General features: G+C 65.6%; 13 protein-coding genes. 4 read left to right on the top strand and 9 right to left on the bottom strand.

Annotation, left to right across the window (positions count from 1 at the left end):
• Positions 1–25: 25 nt before the first annotated feature.
• From DQ384_RS06155 to DQ384_RS06145, 3 genes are all read right to left on the bottom strand, one after another.
• Entirely contained in the window at positions 26–367 is a 342-nt protein-coding gene (locus tag DQ384_RS06155; RefSeq protein ID WP_114027717.1) for an antibiotic biosynthesis monooxygenase, read from the bottom strand.
• Between the two features lie 221 nt (positions 368–588).
• Positions 589–1,260 (bottom strand): 4'-phosphopantetheinyl transferase family protein, encoded by a 672-nt coding sequence (locus DQ384_RS06150; protein WP_114027716.1) that lies wholly within the window; start codon positions 1,258–1,260, stop codon positions 589–591.
• The gene (locus tag DQ384_RS06145) at positions 1,257–2,108 is read right to left on the bottom strand and encodes a metallophosphoesterase family protein (protein ID WP_220182820.1); all 852 of its coding nucleotides are present in this window, start codon (positions 2,106–2,108) and stop codon (positions 1,257–1,259) included. Before DQ384_RS06145 ends, DQ384_RS06150 begins: the two co-directional genes overlap by 4 nt.
• A gap of 260 nt (positions 2,109–2,368) precedes the next feature.
• Here DQ384_RS06145 and DQ384_RS06140 point away from each other — a divergent pair, with 260 nt between their 5' ends.
• From DQ384_RS06140 to DQ384_RS06130, 3 genes are all read left to right on the top strand, one after another.
• Positions 2,369–4,009 carry an ABC-F family ATP-binding cassette domain-containing protein gene (locus DQ384_RS06140; protein ID WP_114027715.1) on the top strand — a complete coding sequence of 547 codons (1,641 nt, stop codon included), beginning with the start codon at positions 2,369–2,371 and terminating at the stop codon, positions 4,007–4,009.
• Between the two features lie 113 nt (positions 4,010–4,122).
• On the top strand, positions 4,123–5,112 hold the full coding sequence (locus tag DQ384_RS06135; protein ID WP_245966272.1) for a C40 family peptidase: 990 nt from the start codon (positions 4,123–4,125) through the stop codon (positions 5,110–5,112).
• Positions 5,113–5,496: 384 nt separating this feature from the next.
• The gene (locus DQ384_RS06130; RefSeq protein WP_181871056.1) at positions 5,497–7,125 is read left to right on the top strand and encodes a DUF262 domain-containing protein; all 1,629 of its coding nucleotides are present in this window, start codon (positions 5,497–5,499) and stop codon (positions 7,123–7,125) included.
• Between the two features lie 7 nt (positions 7,126–7,132).
• Here DQ384_RS06130 and DQ384_RS40285 read toward each other — a convergent pair whose 3' ends face one another.
• The 5 genes from DQ384_RS40285 to hsdR all read right to left on the bottom strand — a co-directional run bounded on the left by DQ384_RS40285 (position 7,133) and on the right by hsdR (position 13,755).
• The gene (locus DQ384_RS40285) at positions 7,133–8,281 is read right to left on the bottom strand and encodes a hypothetical protein (RefSeq protein ID WP_147268668.1); all 1,149 of its coding nucleotides are present in this window, start codon (positions 8,279–8,281) and stop codon (positions 7,133–7,135) included.
• Entirely contained in the window at positions 8,278–9,753 is a 1,476-nt protein-coding gene (locus DQ384_RS06125) for a class I SAM-dependent DNA methyltransferase (protein WP_114027713.1), read from the bottom strand. Before DQ384_RS06125 ends, DQ384_RS40285 begins: the two co-directional genes overlap by 4 nt.
• 6 nt (positions 9,754–9,759) lie before the next feature.
• Positions 9,760–10,629 (bottom strand): nucleotidyl transferase AbiEii/AbiGii toxin family protein, encoded by an 870-nt coding sequence (locus DQ384_RS06120; RefSeq protein ID WP_114027712.1) that lies wholly within the window; start codon positions 10,627–10,629, stop codon positions 9,760–9,762.
• Positions 10,626–11,228, bottom strand: coding sequence for a type IV toxin-antitoxin system AbiEi family antitoxin domain-containing protein (locus DQ384_RS06115; protein WP_114027711.1), 603 nt, complete (start codon positions 11,226–11,228; stop codon positions 10,626–10,628). The genes DQ384_RS06120 and DQ384_RS06115 overlap by 4 nt, the downstream gene beginning before the upstream one ends.
• Positions 11,229–11,313: 85 nt before the next feature.
• The gene (hsdR, locus tag DQ384_RS06110; RefSeq protein WP_114028011.1) at positions 11,314–13,755 is read right to left on the bottom strand and encodes an EcoAI/FtnUII family type I restriction enzme subunit R; all 2,442 of its coding nucleotides are present in this window, start codon (positions 13,753–13,755) and stop codon (positions 11,314–11,316) included.
• A 281-nt stretch (positions 13,756–14,036) separates the two neighbouring features.
• On the opposite strand from hsdR, the gene DQ384_RS06100 reads away from it, so the two are divergent.
• The gene (locus DQ384_RS06100) at positions 14,037–14,291 is read left to right on the top strand and encodes an NlpC/P60 family protein (RefSeq protein WP_147268667.1); all 255 of its coding nucleotides are present in this window, start codon (positions 14,037–14,039) and stop codon (positions 14,289–14,291) included.
• A 146-nt stretch (positions 14,292–14,437) separates the two neighbouring features.
• Here DQ384_RS06100 and DQ384_RS06095 read toward each other — a convergent pair whose 3' ends face one another.
• The gene (locus DQ384_RS06095; RefSeq protein ID WP_114027708.1) at positions 14,438–15,778 is read right to left on the bottom strand and encodes a helix-turn-helix domain-containing protein; all 1,341 of its coding nucleotides are present in this window, start codon (positions 15,776–15,778) and stop codon (positions 14,438–14,440) included.
• Between the last annotated feature and the right edge of the window lie 299 nt (positions 15,779–16,077).

Raw genomic sequence — 16,077 nt, 5'->3', positions numbered from 1 at the left:
CGAGTCGCTCGGGCCGCGCGTACAGCTAGAAGTCCCCTGACCCCACCGCTGAGGTCGGCTCCCGCTCGCCCGGCAGCTTGGCGGCGAGCACCTCCACCCGTTCGATCGTCGGCGGCCGGGTGAACAGCTCGTCCGACCGGTCCAGCAACGCCTCCGCCAGCCGTCCCGCGAGGTGGGCCCGCCGGCCGCACTCCTCGCCGAAGGCGTTGAAGACCCCGAAGGTCGTGCAGTTGATCCGCAGCGCCACCCAGGCGGTGCACTGCTCCTCGTCCTCGATCAGGGCCAGCCCGTCCCGCAGGAAGTCCTCGACGTCGTGCTCCCTGCCCGGCCGGGCGTGCACGCGCACCAGCAGACCGACGCTGATCATCGCTGATCCCTCCCCTTGGCGACCCGGTGACGCGGAACGCCATCAGCCATCCCTACCCGGGCTCCGACGTGCGCGAACTGGGATGGATCCGAAGTTACGCGGCCTTGAAGGGATCGGGACTCGGGGATCGGCGGGGTCGCGGCGATACGTACGGGCGCGGCGCCGAAGGGGCGGGGACGTCGTACTCCGGCAGGGCAGGTACTACTCCGGCAGGGCAGGGCCTACTCCGGCGCCTCCGGCCCAGGGACGACGATCGCGGTGATGATCAGCCCGTCCTCGACCAGCACGCGCCCGGAGAACCCTTTGACCTCCACCCCGTCCACCACGGGACCGGGGACGAGCAGCCGCGCCGCGAACGTCCCGCGCTCCGGGTCGAACTCGACCGACGCCTCCTCGAAGTCCAGCCACTTCCCGGTCAGGGGGAACCACGCCTTGTAGACCGACTCCTTGGCGCAGAACAGCGCCCGCTCCCAGCCGGCCGTGCCCCCGTGCCGGGAGAGATCGCGAAGGTGCGCACGCTCCTCCGGCAGGGAGATCACCTCCAGGACGCCCTCCGGCAGCGGGCCGTTCGGCTCGGCGTCGATGCCGATCGTCGTGACCTCCCCGGCCCTGCCGAGGACCGCGCCACGGTAGCCCGCGCAGTGGGTGATGCTGCCGACGACACCGCTCGGCCACCCGGGCTGCCCGCGCTCGCCGGGGACCACCGGCACCGGGGGCAGTCCGAGCCCGGCCAGGGCCTGCCGCACGCACGCCCGCGCCGTCGTGAACTCCCTGCGGCGCTTGTCGACCGCCTGGCTGATGACCAGCTCCTCCTCCGGGAACAGCGTCACGTCCGGGGGGTCGTGGAACAGCTCCGCGTACGACACGTACGAGGGGAGGATGCGCTCGATCACGTGGCGTCCTCGGAAGGGAAGACCTCGCGCAGCGGCGGGGAGTCGTCGCGGCCGTACATGCGCCGCTCGCGCGGGTAGCCGAGCGAGACCTCCTGGAACCGGACGCCGTCGTACCAGGTCGTGCGCGGGATGTGCAGGTGGCCGTACACCACCGTGGCCGCGTTGTACTTCAGGTGCCAGTCGGCGGTCTCGACCGTGCCGCACCACTGCGCGAACTGCGGGTAGCGCAGGATGTCGGTCGGCTGCCGGACGAGCGGGAAGTGGTTGACGAGGACGGTGGGGATGGCGGGGTCACGCGCGTCCAGCCGGGCCCTCGTCTCGCGCAGCCGGGCCCGGCACCAGGCGTCCCTGCTCGGGTACGGGTCGGGGTGGAGCAGGAACTCGTCGGTGCAGACCACCCCGGTCTCGTGCGCCCACGCCATCGCCTCCTCCTTGGTGGTGTTCGGCGGGCGGAACGTGTAGTCGTACAGCACGAACAGCGGGGCGATCGTCACCGGCCCGCCCGGCCCCTCCCAGACCGCGTACGGGTCCTCGGGGGTGAGAACCCCGAGGCCGCGGCAGATCTCCACCAGGTGGCGGTACCGCGCCTCGCCGCGCAGCTTGACCGGGTCGTCCTTGGGCGTCCACAGCTCGTGGTTGCCCGGCGCCCACACGACGGTGGCGAAACGCTCCTTGAGAAGGCCGAGCGCCCACTCGACGTCGGCGACGAACTCGCCGACGTCGCCGGGCACCAGCAGCCAGTCGGAGTCCGATTCCGGCCGCAGCTTCTCGACGATCTCCCGGTTCTCCGGATAGGCGACGTGCAGATCGCTGATCGCCATGAGCTTGCCGTTGGCCATGCCGCTCATCGTCACAAAGAGATCGTAACCGGCGCCACCCGCCCAGGGTCGTATCCGGGGCTGCGCCAGACGGACGCTCAGGGCGTACACGCCCGGCCGCCCTGCACGGACGCTTCAAGGCGTACGCCGCCCGGCCGCTCTGGACGGACGCTTCAAGGCGTACGCCCCCGGCCGCCGTGGACGGACGCTCAGGGCGTACGTGCCCGGCCGTCCCGGACGGACGCTCAGGTGTGCGTGCCCGGACCCGCCAGGGCGGATACCGTTTGGGCATGAGCGCCACGATCGTCGCCAAGGACCTCTCCGCCGGGCACGGGGAGCGCGTGCTGTTCTCCGGGCTGGACCTCGTCGTCGCCCCCGAGGACGTCATCGGCCTGGTCGGCGTCAACGGCGCGGGCAAGTCCACGCTGCTGCGCATCCTCGCCGGGCTCGCGGCCCCCGAGCGCGGCTCCGTCCAGGCGAGCCCTCCGACCGCGGCCATCGGCTACCTCCCGCAGGAGCCCGAGCGCAGGCCGGGCGAGACCATCGCCGAGTTCCTGGCCCGCCGCACGGGCGTCGCCGCCGCGCAGCGCCACCTGGACGCCGCCACCGAGGGCCTGGTCGAGGGCCGCCCCGGCGCCGACGACGCGTACTCCGCCGGGCTGGAGCGCTGGCTCGACCTCGGCGGCGCCGACCTCGCCGAGCGCGCCGAGGAGGTCGCCGCCGACCTCGGCCTCGACGTCGACCTCGCCCGGCCCATGACCGCGCTGTCGGGTGGCCAGGCGGCGCGGGCCGGGCTCGCGTCCCTGCTGCTCAGCCGCTACGACGTCTTCCTGCTCGACGAGCCGACCAACGACCTCGACCTGGACGGCCTGGACCGGCTGGAGCGGTTCGTCACCGGCCTGCGGGCCGGCACGGTCGTCGTCAGCCACGACCGCGAGTTCCTCGCCAGGACCGTCACCAAGGTCGTCGAGCTGGACCTGGCCCAGCAGCAGGTCAACGTCTACGGCGGCGGCTACGAGGCGTACCTCGACGAGCGCGAGGTCGCCCGGCGCCACGCCCGCGAGGAGTACGAGGAGTACGCCGACACGCGGGCCTCGCTCGAGTCGCGGGCCAGGACCCAGCGCGCCTGGATGGAGAAGGGCGTCAAGAACGCCCGCCGCAAGGCCCCGGACAACGACAAGATCGGGCGCAAGTTCCGCAGCGAGGCGACCGAGAAACAGGCCGCCAAGGCCCGCCAGACCGAGCGGCTCATCGAGCGCATGGAGGTCGTGGAGGAGCCCCGCAAGGAGTGGGAGCTGCGCATGGAGATCGCCGTCGCCCCCCGGGCGGGCGCGGTCGTCTCCACGCTGCGCGGCGCGGTGGTCCGGCGCGGCGCGTTCGTCCTCGGCCCCGTCGACCTGCAGATCGGCTGGGCCGAGCGGGTGGCGATCACCGGGCCCAACGGGTCGGGCAAGTCCACGCTGCTGGCCGCGATCCTCGGCCGCGTCCCCCTGGACGAGGGGCACGCCGCGCTCGGGCCCGGCGTCGTCGTCGGCGAGGTCGACCAGGCCCGCGCCCTCTTCCTCGGCGACGAGCCGCTGCTGGACGCCTTCGGCGCCGCCGTCCCCGCCCTTCCCCCCGCCGAGGTGCGCACGCTGCTCGCCAAGTTCGGGCTGAGGGCGGCCCACGTGCTGCGGCCCGCCGCCACGCTGTCCCCGGGCGAGCGGACGCGCGCGGCGCTCGCCCTGCTCCAGGGGCGCGGCGTCAACCTGCTCGTGCTGGACGAGCCGACCAACCACCTCGACCTGCCCGCCATCGAGCAGCTGGAGTCGGCGCTGGCGACCTATCCCGGCACCCTGCTGCTGGTCACGCACGACCGCCGCATGCTGAAGGCCGTCGACACGACCCGCCACCTCGCCGTCCTGGACGGCCGCGTGGAGGAAACCGCCTGATAATCACCTGAACCGGGCCTCACTCCCGCGCGTACCTCCTGGTGCGGATCGCCGGGGCCCCGCCTCCCCGGCCTTCCGCGCCATCACAGGCCGATCGGGAGGAAGGGGCAGGCGTGCCCGTGCGCGACGTCCGGAGGAAACTCGTTCCGGCGGTCGCCGGGCTGGTTGCGGCGCTGGTCGTTACCACGCAGGCGAGCGCGGTGGCCGAGCCGCGCCCGACCGTCGCCCAGGCCAGGGCCAGGCTGGCCAAACTCCAGGACCAGGCCGACGCGATGGTCGAGCGCTTCAACACCGTCTCCGAGCGGTACACGTCGGCCAGGAAGAAGTACGACAGGCTCGACCGGGAGTACGGCCGCGAGCGGAGCACCGTGGACGGCCTCCGCGAGGACGTCGTCTCGACCGCGTCCGCGATGTACCAGTACGGCGGCCTCATGAGCGTCTCCGGCCTGATCGCGCAGGACGACCCGGCGGCGACGTTGTCCGGCCTCGCCGTGGCGGACCAGGTGTCGGCGGGCCAGGCGCGCACCCTGTCCGCCTTCGACCGCGCCACCCGGGGCCTGGCCATCCGCCGCGGCAAGGCCAAGGCCGCCTTCGACGACGCCGCCAAGCTCTTCACCGAGGTGCGTAAGGAGCGCAAGCGGGTCGAGAGGCTCGTCGGCGAGCAGGAGCGCCTGCTGCGGCGGCTCGACCAGTTCAACCCCGGCAACCCCAACAGCCGGGGCATCACCTACGACGGCCCGGCCTCGGGCAGCGCCAGGACGGTGCTCCAGTTCGCGTACGCGCAGGTGGGCAAGCCGTACCGCTACGGCGCCACCGGCCCGAACGCCTTCGACTGCTCCGGCTTCGCCCAGGCGGCCTGGTCCAAGGCGGGCATCAAGCTCCCGCGCACGACCTACCAGCAGTGGGCCTGGGGCTCCGCCCGCCGCGTCTCCCTGAACGCCCTCGAACCCGGCGACCTGGTCTTCAGCAACGGCCTCGGCCACATGGGCATCTACGCGGGCGACAACAAAATGGTCCACGCCCCCCACACCGGCGACGTCGTCAAGGTAGTAACCCTCGACTCCTACTGGCGCTCCCGCCTGGTAGGCGCCGTCCGCCCCTGACCCACCTTCCAGCGGGCCGGCGGCGCTCGCCTCCGTCCAGACCAATGAGCCTGACCCGCCTTGGTCCGATCACTGCCGAGTGATCCGCCCGAGCCGCTGAGACGGTGCACAGATAGCTGTAGGACCTGTACTGGCGAGGGCAGCTCTCGATTGTCTGCAACCTGATTCGCACTCTCGAGCGTCCCATAACGGCACTGCGACACCATAGGTCCACTTCGGGCTAAATGTGCGTGTGGTCCCGGCCTGACTGTCATGCTGGATGCGGTATCCGCGCTGAGTGAAGGTGAGGCGTCGTTGCACTTAGGTCGGTCCCCCCGAATCAGGATCCCGCGGCACGACACGCAGCCAACGACCCCACGACTCGTCAAGCTCGCGGAACGCGTCATGGAAGGGGAAGTCCGTCTCCCGACGTTCCAACGTGACTTCGTCTGGACCCGCAGGCAGGTTCTCGACCTGTTGGACTCTGTGGCCCGTAACTATCCCATCGGCAGTGTCCTGCTCTGGAGCAGCACTCTCGAGCTCGACAGTTCGCGAACCATCGCCGGCTTGGAGGTAGAAATCGATCGCGCTGACGACAAAGTCGACTACCTGCTGGATGGTCAGCAGCGCCTGTCGACAATCTGCGGTGCTCTCTACTGGGATCCTGAATATGACCCGGACCCGCTCAGCTTCTGGAATATCGTCTACGACCTTCAAGAAGAGCGGTTCCTGCATCGAGAGGACCTGGACGAGCCGCCACTCCATCAGATCCCGGTGCGACTGGTGGGCTCGCCATCGGACTACTTCAACCGCCCGGCCGCCTCCGAACATCTCGACGCGCGCAAGCTGCTGTTCGATCGGTTCACCGACTACACAGTGGCCGTGGTGACGCTGGATGACATGCCCATTGCCGAGATTGGCAAGATCTTCGAGCGAACCAACACGACGGGGACTCCGCTCACGATTGTCGAGTTCATGCGGGCGGCAACCTGGAGTGAACAGTTCGACCTTGTCGAGGCGATCGACCGGATCCGTATGGTGCTGGCGCGCAAGCATTACGGCCAGGTCGATCGCAAGGTGTTGCTGCGAGCCATCTCCGCCGCGTGCGGGTTCGGATTTTCGACGGAGAACATTGAGCAGCTACGGAACCGAACCCCTGAGCAGCTCGACGAGGCCGTCGAGGCCGTTGCAGCAGCGACTCGGCATGCGGTCGATTTCCTGACCACGCAGATTCGGACCCCGACCGCGGATGCCCTGCCCTACATGAACCAATTCGCCGTACTCACCGAGATCTTCCGGCAGGTCCCCAAGCCCACCGACCTCCAGTTCAAGGCGATCCGCGCGTGGTTCTGGCGGACGGTGTTGAGCTCTTACTTCAAGGGCTGGCGGAGCGATCAAATGGTTGCCGATATGAAGGCCATCAGTGCATTCGCACACGGACGGACGTCCGGCATCGACGTCGCGGCCTCACTGCCGGGGGCGCAATTCTGGCGTCGCACCGCATACCACCGGGGTAGCGCTGCGACGAAGGCGTTCGCACTCATGCTCGCCGCTGCGGAACCCGTCGACTTCCGCAGCGGAGTACGCATTGATGTGGGTAAAGCCTTGGCCCAGTCCAACGAGATGGAGTTCCATCACTTCTTTTCCCGGGCTTGGCTCAAGACTCAGGGCTATCGCGATGACCAGGCCAACGTCCTTGCCAACATCATCATGCTGACCTCTCTTAGCAACAAGGCGGTGTCAGATCAGGCTCCCGGCCTCTACCTCCAAGACGAGATTGACATGCGCGGTGAACGCGAACTGATCACACGCCTTGAGACGAGCCTCATTCAACCGTCGGCTCTGCAGCACGCCCTCGCCCAGAATTATGAGCAGTTTCTTGAAGACCGCTCCCAGACTATCGTCAACTGGATGAGCGACCTGGCCGCCGGAAACCTCCCGCACCAGGACCGCGTCACCCCGCCTCGTCCCGACGACCCCGACGCACTCGTTCCCTTCGATCAAGAACCCCGCGATGAAGACACCGCCGACTGACGACCGATCACAGCTCCCCGCTGAACGCTGCATTGAGCAGCGATGGACGGAGAGACGCTACGACCGCTGCGGTGAGGCGCGGGTCGAGATGGCGTGTCAGTGAATCCAGGAGCAACGCTACCCTGTCCTGCTCGAGGCGGGGGGGCAGCGGAACCTTTATGCCTTCAAATGATTTGATACTCAATGTGCGATTGCGATCTGCGGATCCTGGCGAATAGGCGGAGATTTGAGCCCGGCCTTGCCTGCTGAGTAGATAGTATCGAAGGTAGCTTATGTTGATCCGATCATCCCGTGCCACGTACAATAGGAAGCGGCTGGAAGCTACACAGGCAAGGTCCTCTACCGTTGTAACTCCGATTGCACCTTCCCATGCCTTGATGTTGCTTAGAGCGAGCGCTCCAGCAGGAAAGGTGAAGTACCTTAGCTTGCTGAGTTGGCTACCTGTGACCTCGGGATATCGGATTGTCCCCTTACCGAAAGATCGCATCCCAAGCGCTCGATATGTTGCAGACTCATCAATATTTATTGGTGAACGTGCGGGTCGTAGGAGCTCGCTAAGAATCTCGCTGTCGGTTGCAGTGCTGCTCGTCATCGAAACCAAGGATTCCTGGTGTGCCGCCATCAGACCATCACGCCGACTCCTGAGATTTTCGATTTGTTCAACCTGCACAAGAGCGGAGTTAACCCTAGCTGCGATGCGACGCTGCTCCGGTAGCTCAGGCATCGGTACCTGGATCGAGAGCAGGCGGTCGGCGCTAACACGTTCCTTACGGGCACCGAGCCCTCTTGATTCTATGCTTAGGCGTTCCCAAAGCCCTGGCCAAGCGCATAGGTTAGCGATATAGTCGACACTCGCCTTTTCCTCGTCAACCTTGAATGTTGGAAATTCATGAGAGAGATGCCAGCCATCGAAATGGCTAGGGATAACAGCGAGGGCCCCTTCGAAGGCCTTGAGGCGGCTCATCACCAGTCTGTTTTTGTGCAGGCGGTTCAGTTTAGCATAGCTCGTCTCATTTCCCAGGATAGGCCCTCGGGCGAAAAGTCCACGCCCAAATCCGTAGACGCCTGAGGTGAGATAAGTGCCATCTTGCTCGACAGACACTTCGTCAAGCTCTAGGGACAATACTTCTCCAAGCGGACGTTCGGGTAGTCTCATTTCCCTACCTTCAGGTCTCGCTGAAGGGACTCCAGGAGATTAAGAATACCCCGTTCAGTGGTGAGGAGATCGGCGAGGAGTTCTGCCGGTGGACGATGGGCTAGGTCGTTGCTGACCGTGGGATTGGATAGGTCGAGGTTGTAACCGGCCCGTATTATGTCAGAGATGGGGACAGACCAGGCATGGTTGGTGGTGGTGCGGCTGGCGCGATCCGTGCCGCCCCACCACGCTGCGCAGTCGGCAAACTCCTCGTAGCGTAGAGGCTTAGTTTTGCTGTAGTTCTTACGCCCCTCTGGCGGATCGATCTGGTAGAACCAGACCTCTTTAGTTGGGCCGGTTTTGTCGAAGAACAGCAAATTCGCCGGGATCTGAGTGTAGGGGGCAAAGATGCCTTGTGGTAGTCGGACAATGGTGTGAAGGTCGCACTCCCTCAGCAACTTTTCCTTGATGGCAGTCCCTGCTCCGTCCCCGAAGAGCACTCCGTTAGGGAGCACGATTGCGCAGCGGCCGCCGGGTCTGAGCTTGGTAAGGACGGAGTGAAGGAACAGCCAGGCGGTCTCCTTGGTGCGTACAGCGGTCGGGAAGCGTGCCGCGACGGAGTTCTCTTCCTCGCCCCCGAACGGCGGATTGGTGAGGATGACGTGGACCTTCTGTCCCTGCTCGTCGAGCATCCGGGTCAAGGCGTTGTCGCGGATGACCGACGGAGACTCCACGCCGTGCAAAATCAGGTTCATCATGCAAAGCAGATAGGGCAGAGGTTTCTTCTCGATGCCACGTAGGTTCCGCCAGAGCTGCTGCCGTTCGTGGGTGCTGCCGGTTCCGCCCTGGAGGTTCTCAAGGGCTTCGACAAGGAAGCCTCCGGTGCCGCAGGCCGGGTCCAGAATGGACTCGCCAAGCCTGAGGAAGCTCTGCTCGACCATGAACCGGATGACCGGGCGAGGCGTGTAGAACTCACCGGAGTCGCCTGCGGCATCCCGTACCTCCTTGAGGATCGACTCGTACAGGAACGCCATCGTGTGGATGTCGTCCGACGAGGTGAAGTCGATCTTCTGGAGACCATCAAGGAGATCGCGAAGCAGGTATCCGGACATCATCTGGTTGCGGATGTCTTTGAAGAGGGCGGACAACACGTTGCGAGGGTCTCCCGGCCGGTCGGCCTTGAGGCCCCGAAGATGTGGGAGGAGCTCATCGTTTACAAAGGTCAGCAGGTCGTCGCCTGTGAGGAATGGATTGCCCGCCCATGCGCGCCAACGGTACTTCTCGATGATCGCCGGCCGGAAGTCGTCGTCCCAGACCTCCCGGTTAGCCTCCATAGCATCGAAGGCTCGCAGGAAGAGGAGCCAGGAGAGCTGTGGGAGTCGGTCAAGGTCGCCATTGAGCCCGGCGTCTTTGCGCATGGTGTCACGGGCCGACTTGATGACCGAGCTGAGCCGTGCTCGGGAGGTCTGTTCAGAGTTTCCGCGTGGTGGCATGGGAGATCAGGATTCCGTTCGGGTGGCAAGAGCAGTGGCCCAGAAGCCACGGACGATCAACATTGCGGTATGTAGGTCTGTGGAGGCCTCGGTGAGGTTTGCCGCCTGATCCGGGTACGTGCCAGCCCAGGAAGGAGGAGGATCAGGGATGGACAGGGGAAGTGGATGTGTGGCACGTACAGCGAAGACATGCTCCGCAACCGCCAGTAACTCGCGGTCTGGGCGTAGACCATCTTCGAGGAGGAGTACCAGATCGACGAGGTCTTTCACCCTGGTGTTGGGACGGACGCCGTAGTCGCGTGTGAAAGCGTGCAACTTCTCTGCGAAGTGTTGGCGGCGATGGACAGCTTCAATCTTTCGAGGGGCGATGTCGGCGAAGGCAAGGACGCCTGGCAGTTCGATCTGCTCGGTTGCTGCAAGCTCTTCCGACCGCTGCACCACATCCAGGCGAATCGCGGCGAACACCTTACCCGCGAGATGCCCCTCGACGGAGAACCGCCAGGCAGGACGTCCCGCAGAGTCGGAGTCCAGTTCCTGTGGCGGCCCTACCCGGAAGACGAAACGATCTCCGTCGACGTCCTCGGCCAGAACCTCGATCAGTTCGTCCCGGAGTGCGTTGCCGGTTAGGGTCTGGTCCCGGAGCGCGAGATCCAGGTCCTTGGTGGCCCGAGCTCGATTGAGGAGCCGAAACTCCAGCGCCGCGCCTCCCTTCAAAACCCATCTATCGGACGCTTCAGCCGCTAGGCGGGCGGCGAGTCGGTCGAAGAGGGCGCGGCGGCGGAGTCTCCCAAGGTCGGTTCCGTTGACCTCGGCCTGTTGCTTGAGCCTGCTTTCCAGGGCCTTTCGCAGGTCGGCCGGCGTCTTGTATGAGGTCAAGAGGGACCCTCTCGAAGTGCCCGTTCCACACTGAGCGAGGCCTGGGGACCCAGCCGCTGCGCGGCGTGGAGGATCTGTCGCCGGGTGGCTTCGCCGCGGGCCAGCAGATCCGACACCGCTGAGTCGATGACATCCTGATCCACGGACATCGCCGCGCACTCAGCTACCGCGCGAAGCGGTGCGGTCACCCTGAACCCCTCACGCTGGACGATGTCGTGCTCCTCAAGGAGGTCATGGTGAAGGATCACGGCTGAGGCGGCCTGTCTGAACCCGGGTGGCACGGTTAGGTGGACGGTTTGGGGGTTGGCGACGCCCAGATCATGGACGGCGAGCGCCGTTTGATGTGAGACGACCGCACGGTCTTTGCTCCACAGGTTCCAGCGAACGAGGGAGTCGGTGTCGCTGGTGCCCAGGTCGAGGAACTCGCGGAACCGGTAGATGCCCCGATCGATCCGGATCCAGTTTCCTCGCTGGGCATGAAATCGCTGTGCCTGGTAGGAGTAGCCCTCGTGTAGGGCCTGGGCCGCGGTGAAGTAGCCACGCTGACCCGACGCGACACGCCACAGTCTGTCACGTGCACTCCGGGGCTCTACCAGCATGGCAGCAGCGTATCGCATGGACAACTCATAGCCACTTTTAGTTTCATGGATGAGCGCGACATGAAACTAAAAGTCCCATATATGTCTACGCGGACGCGTAGATCTTTTCGCTGAGTTGATCCACCGCTTCCCGGAGTTCCTCCCGGCCGCCGAACCGGTCGGCCAGCTCGGTGGGGGTACCCAGCTGGGCGAGCGCCGGCGCGCGCAGCACCGTTAGGTTCAGCTCTTCCTCGCCATGGGTTGCGTACTGATCGAGAATCGTCTCTAGGATCTCGCGGGCCTCCGGCGCGAACGACTCCAGGAAGTGCCGATGCTCGCGTTCAAGCCGATGTACCCGCTCCCGGCGAGTGATGAGTGGCGTCTGCCACGTCACGTGCAGCAGGAGATCCATAGTGTCGGCTGCGGGTTGGCCAACCCGCTCGGCCAGCTCCTCAAGTTCCACGCCGTGCTTGGTGAGTCGCTCTCGCAGCGCCCTGCGGCTCCTGGCCTGCGCCCATTGCGCACGTAGCTCGTCTGGCTGGAGATCAAGCTCGATCACCCGGTCTCTCACGTACTGACGCAGCTCCACCAGCCGTAGCCGTCGGCCGTCCCCAGCCGAGATGTAGTGGGCGCTCCCGTCGATGAACACATCGACACCATTGACATACAGGCGGCGGCTACGGGCCCGGATCCGGTCGATCTCGTCCGGGTCAGTGATCTGGGGAGCATCGGGCGACTCGCCGTCGAGTCTCCAGGAGTCCTGGGGCTCATAGTCGGCCAGGGGTTCGGCCACGACCTCTTCTTCGGGAAGATCCTCTGAAGTCGTGTCGACGATGTGCCCGGTCTCGTCGGTATCGTCGCGTACCACCCGCAGCGGAGGACCGTCGAACTTGGGGTCGTTGAAGAGCCGGGTCGCATCCACGAAGTCGATGATGTCAAACGTCAGTTTCTCGGCAGCAGGGAACAGGCGGGTGCCCCGGCCGACGATCTGTTTAAACTCCGGCATGGAGGCGATCCGACGGAACAGGACGATGTTCTTCACCGTAGGGATGTCCACGCCCGTCGACAGGAGTCTTGAGGTGACGGCTATCACCGGCTCATCGGTGTCGACCTGACGGAAGTCGTCTAGGAGCACTCGGCCGTGCGGCCCGTCGCTGCTAGTGATCCGGCAGACGTAGTTCGGGTACCGCTGGACCATGTCTCTGTTGGCGTTGGTGAGCGCGGCCCGCATCCGTGCCGCATGATCATTGTTCTCGCAGAACACGATGGTCTTGCCCATACGGTCGTTCTGCTGGAGGCACTCTGTCAGATAGCGGGCTGCTTCCTCGGTGCGCTCGAGGATAGCGAGGACCTTCTCGTACTCCTTGGGACCGTACAGGTTGTCCGGGATCTCGTTGCCATAGATGTCGGTCTGGCCTTCCGCCGGTCGCCACCCGGTCAGATCGACGTTGAACCGGATCTTTCGCACCCGGTAGGGCGCGAGGAAGCCGTCTTCGATGCCGTTGGCCAGCGAGTACTCGAAGATTGGCTTGCCGAAGTAGGCATATGTGTCAGCATTGCCCTCGTCGACAGGCGTCGCGGTCAGGCCGAGCTGGGCAGCGGGTTCGAAGTACTTAAGAATCTGGCGCCACTGGGAGTCGTCCCGGGCGCTGCCCCGATGGCACTCGTCGACGATGACCAGATCGAAGAAGTCGGGAGCGAACTGCTTGTAGAACAGTTCGGCGCCCTCTCCACTGTCTAGGGACTGGTAGAGCCCGAAGTAGATGTTCCGACCCGTCTTCGGATCGCCCCCGCTGAGCTTGTGCACAGCGTCCCCGAACATGGGGGAGAAGTAGTCGTCCTTGGGCTGGTCCACCAAGATGTTGCGATCGGCCAGATACAGCACTCGTGGCCTACGGCGAGTGTCCGGCCAGCGGGCGGTCCATAACTTCGAGACGATCTGGGCCGCGACCATCGTCTTGCCAGTACCTGTGGCCATGACCAGCAGGACCTTCCGATCGCCTCGGGACAGTGCCCTAACAGCCCTGTTGATCGCGACCTGCTGATAGTAACGAGGACGCTTGGCGCTGTTGTCCCAGTTCCGCAGAGTCTGGTCGAATGGGGCGAGCGCGGTCGCCAACTCCGTCTCGCTGGACAAGCCCTTGGCAGCTCGGTATCGCTGCCACAGGTGCTCGGGGGTAGGAAAGCAGGCGACGACGGTCTCGGCCCCCGTGGAGAAATCGAACTCGATGATCTCCCTGCCGTTGGTGGCGTACGCGAACGGAAGATCGAGCAGCCGAGCATAGCGTTTCGCCTGTTCTAGCCCATCGGCAGCGTCCTTGTGCCAGCGTTTGGCTTCTACCACAGCAACGGGCAGGTCGCTGGCGTACTCCAAGATGTAGTCCGCACGAAGGGGTGGATCTCTCCGGAATAGCCGCGTAGTTGCACGGATCCGTCCATCGTTGATCTGGAACTCTCTGCGGATTCGCTCGTCCGGCCACCCCGCGACTTCTTTGAGCGCGGGGAGCACGAACCGGCGGCAGGTGTCGTCCTCGTCAAGATCAAACATGTCAGGGGCCACTCTAGGAATGCTACTGTGCACAACATCCAATTGGGACATTATGTCCACAAGCACTGACATTCCCGTGCAGGTTTGGTGGTTCAACGAGTCGGTGAAGGCGGAAACTTTCTTCGAAGTGGACTTGCCCACGCTTGGTAGACACCTGCCTGTGGGGATCCTGCTATCGGTGGGAGCCCACTGGTCCAGGGGCCGGCAGATGGTGGAACTCGTGTGCGTGCAGGCGGGGCGGTCACCGGAGGCTCCGGCCAAGTAGTTCTAGCCTCGCCGCCTTGGACGGGCGGGCCGTATTGAGGGAGAGGAAGCGGGTCGCAAGGCTCGTCGGCGAGCATGAGCGCCTGCTGCGGCGGCTCGACCAGTTCAACCCCGGCAACCCCGGCAGCCGCGGCATCACCTACGACGGCCCGGCCTCCGGGAGCGCCAAGACGGTGCTCCAGTTCGCGTACGCGCAGGTGGGGAAGCCGTACCGCTACGGCGCCACCGGCCCGAACGCCTTCGACTGCTCCGGCTTCGCCCAAGCCGCCTGAGCAAGGGCGGGCGTCAGGCTCCGCGCACGACCTACCAGCAGTGGGCGTGGGGCTCCGCCCGCCGCGTCTCCCTGAACGCCCTCGAACCCGGACAGCCGCCTGCGCGCGGCCGCACATCGGTCGGCCTGGGTAGGGAAGGACTGTCGTCAGGCGCTTCTAGCGGGTTCAAGGGCCAGCATCTCGCGGAACTCTGCAACGGATGGGCGGTCCGGCTGGTCCTTGGGGACGGCGCTGAGCACCCTTCGTCCGGTTTCGAGCACCATCCTGTCGTTATAGACCTGTGGCAGGGCATCGATCACCGAGGCCGCCAGTTGCATCCCTTGGTCGATACCTCCGTTGACCACCGTGCAGAGGGCCTCGTTCAGGCGAACACGGGCCGCCGTCTGATAGTCACTGTTGAGGGTGAGTAGGCGCTCGCCTGCGCTGTTCGCTTCGGCCTCGTTGCCCGCACCCGCGTAGATCGTGTTCTCGGCGTTGGGTAGTTGCCCGCCGTTCCAGTAGCCGGGCATGATGTCCACCGCTGGTGGATCGGCCGTGACAAGCTCACGGAAGGTGTTCAGAGTCTGCTGGGCTTCCGCATGCCTTCCGAGGAGCATGAGTGCCTTGGCCTGAGAGCAGAGGATCAGTGCCAGCCCCAGGGACGGGCGATCTCCCGCGATCTGCTGAGCACTCTGCGTCAGCCTCAGGACGGTCGCAGGATCGCGTTGCCCGAAGAGCCCGTGTCCCGTCTCGGTGGCGCGCACTGACAGCCGTAGTTCGAGATCTCCTGAGGCGTCGGAGGCCTGCCGCGCGGTGCGCCACCAGCGGATGGCGGCACCGTGATCGCCCAGGCGGGTCAGTACGTTGGCGTGGAGAGTGGAGAGCGCCGCCATGACCCGCTGGAGTTCGATCACGTCTGCGGGGGTCGAGGTGTCCAACTGGCGCCGTACCGCGAGCAGGTCGATGAGGAGGTCGGCGGCGACTTGTGCGGGGGGCCGGGTGCGCAGCGCGTGCAGGTGGTCGGCGCAGGCCAGCTCCCATTCTTCGATGGCGCGATTGGCCTGGTCAGGGGACAGCTCCAGGAACCGGCGGAGAGGTTCACCCGAGATACCGAGGGTGTCGAGCGCGCCGAGCCCGGTGAGTCCGGCGAGGAACTGGAGGGCGGCCCGGCGTTCCATATCGTCATCTCCATTGCGATATGCGGGGTTTTCCAAATATCTACCCGCGCGCAGCCGGTCTGACTCGGCGGCGGCGTTGAGGCGCACCAACGTGCCGTACAGCGCGGTGAGAATGCCGCCCGCGCCGTACACCTCGTCCAGGCGGGAGACCATCTCAGGCGGGGGTGTGCGCTCACCGCGCTCCCATTTGGCCAGGTTGGAATGGTCGACGTAGAGGTCGGCCGCCGCGCGGCGCAGGGCGACCCTGGGTTCGCTCTCCCTGCAGCGGCGCATGACCGCGCCGAACAAATGCCATGCGGAGGCGTGCGGGTCGATCGGGTCTGCGGCCATGACACCCCTCGGGATAGTGGTCCGGCGCGGCCGAATCCGACCACACCGTTGCCCTTACACCATCGGCGATCACTTTCCATGATGTCACTGCTACAGGGCGTAGCGCCTCCGAAAAGCCGGGACCCGGCGACGAGGGCGGGCGAAGCGGTCGCGGTCAGGTACCGGGGCGCTCCCAGGGGTCGTCGTCACCGACGCGGTCCTCGGAGCCGAAGAGTTCGTCGGCTTCCTGGCGCATCTGCTGGTAGTCCACCTGCGGGAGGGGGCGATGCCGGGCGACCAGTTCCTCTTCAGGCGCCGCT

The organism is Sphaerisporangium album, from assembly GCF_003323745.1.
Classification (GTDB): Bacteria; Actinomycetota; Actinomycetes; order Streptosporangiales; family Streptosporangiaceae; genus Sphaerisporangium; species Sphaerisporangium album.
Note: the sequence above shows the minus strand (reverse complement) of the source record. Positions and strands in the feature narration are given on the sequence as shown.